Origin of the sequence: Pseudomonas sp. NPDC089741, from assembly GCF_044748825.1 — a bacterium.
Classification (GTDB): Bacteria; Pseudomonadota; Gammaproteobacteria; order Pseudomonadales; family Pseudomonadaceae; genus Aquipseudomonas; species Aquipseudomonas helmanticensis.
In genome coordinates this window covers 1-1,867 of record NZ_JBIVGT010000084.1, presented here as the reverse complement: position 1 = coordinate 1,867, position 1,867 = coordinate 1, and the positions used below count along the sequence as shown (strand labels likewise).

Annotated in this window: 2 protein-coding genes; both read right to left on the bottom strand. The window is 58.4% G+C overall.

Features of this window, described 5'->3' with window-relative positions; translation table 11 throughout:
• Positions 1-765, bottom strand: a 765-nt coding sequence (locus ACIPZE_RS28915; protein ID WP_400776849.1) for a cbb3-type cytochrome c oxidase subunit I, incomplete at its 3' end; no start/stop codon positions are given.
• A 3-nt stretch (positions 766-768) separates the two neighbouring features.
• On the bottom strand, positions 769-1,710 hold the full coding sequence (gene cyoA, locus ACIPZE_RS28910) for a ubiquinol oxidase subunit II (RefSeq protein WP_129395412.1): 942 nt from the start codon (positions 1,708-1,710) through the stop codon (positions 769-771).
• Positions 1,711-1,867: the final 157 nt, after the last annotated feature.

The window sequence follows — 1,867 nt, the reverse complement described above, 5'->3', positions numbered from 1 at the left end:
AAGGGTCAGCAGTGCCAGGGTAGCGGTCAGGATCGGGAACGAAGCCACGATCAGAACGTTTGCCCAAGTGCAGGTCCAGGTGAAGATCGGCATGTCCATCAGTTTCATGCCAGGGGTACGCATTTTCAGTACGGTCGCGAGGAAGTTGACCCCCGTCAGCGTCGTACCTAACCCGGATAACTGTAGCGCCCAGATGTAGTAGTCCATACCCACGCCAGGGCTGTATTGCAGACCCGACAATGGTGGATAGGCAACCCAGCCGGTCTTGGCGAATTCGCCGACGCCCAGGGACAGGTTGATCAGTACTACGCCGGAAACCAGCAGCCAGAAGCTCAGGGAGTTCAGGAACGGGAACGCAACGTCACGCGCACCGATCTGCAGCGGCACTGCAAGGTTCATCAGGCCGGTGAAGAATGGCATCGCCATGAAGAGGATCATGAACACCCCGTGAGCGGTGCAGATCTGGTCATAGTGTTCAGGTGGCAGGTAGCCAGGCGAACCCTCGGTGGCCATGGCCAACTGGGTACGCATCATGATGGCGTCGGCAAAACCGCGCAGCAGCATGACCATGGCGACGATGATGTACATCACGCCGATTTTCTTGTGGTCTACCGAGGTCAACCACTCGGTCCACAGGTACGTCCACTTCTTGAAGTAGGTGATTGCAGCGAACAGCGCCAGACCACCGAGCGCGATCATGGCGATGGTAATCATCACGATCGGTTCGTGGAATGGGACTGCTTCCCAACTTAATTTACCAAACATCGTTTACTCCTCTGCCCCGGCAGCTGAATGCGAACTCGAGTCAATTTCCGTGGCCGCCACTTCTTTCTCTTTCTTCTCGTGCTTCAGTGGCTTGCCCGGCTTCATACCTTCGTACTTGTCGACGATGATCTGGAACTGGTTCGGCGTGACCGAGGAGTAGAGCTCGACTGGGTTGTTCTGGCTTGGCTTGGCAAGGGCTGCGTATTCAGCTTGATCAAGCTGTTTAGGTGACTTCTTGACTTCACTGACCCAGGCGTCGAAATCTTCCTGAGTGGTGGAGATAGCTTTGAACTTCATGCCGGTGAAACCCGCGCCGCTGTAGTTGGCGGAGATACCGTCCATTTCAGCGTTACGGTCAGCGATCAGGTGCAGCTTGGTCTGCATGCCCGCCATCGCGTAGATCTGGCCGCCCAGACCCGGGATGAAGAACGAGTTCATCACAGCGTCAGAGGTGATCTTGAAGTTGATTGGCGTGTGCGCCGGGAACACGATCTTGTTGACCGTGGCGATGCCTTGTTCCGGGTAGATGAACAGCCACTTCCAGTCCAGCGCAACCACTTCAATGGTCACTGGCTTGACGTCGGATTGAATTGGACGATACGGGTCCAGTTCGTGGGTCGAAATGTAAGTGATGTAACCCAGGGCAATGATGATCAGGACGGGGATGGTCCAGACTGCCACTTCGATTTTGGTCGAGTGCGACCATTTCGGGGTGTAGACGGCGTTCGTGTTCGACGCGCGGTATTTCCAGGCGAACAGGAAGGTCATGACGATAACCGGCACAACGACCAACAGCATCAGCAGGGTCGCGGTGATGATCAGGTTTCGCTGTTCCAGGCCAACCTGGCCCGTTGGATTGAGCAAGGTCATGTTGCAGCCTCCCAGCAACAACGTGCCGAGCAGCGGCACTAGGCCTAGTAATCTGGGGTACCTGTTTTTACTCATCTCACGACCTCTAAAGCTGCTGGGGCAAGGGAGTGGGGTTGTGATCGCCTGCGGTGCGGGGCGCGGGGGGGGGGGGGGGGGGGGGGGGGGGGGGGGGGGGGCGGGGGGGGGGGGGGGGGGGGGGGGGGGGGGGGGGGGGGGGGGGGGGGGGGGGGGG

Coding starts and splice junctions, on each gene's coding strand:
- cyoA (WP_129395412.1), bottom strand. CDS start 1,710: ATGAGTAAAAACAGGTACCCCAGATTACTAGGCCTAGTGCCGCTGCTC.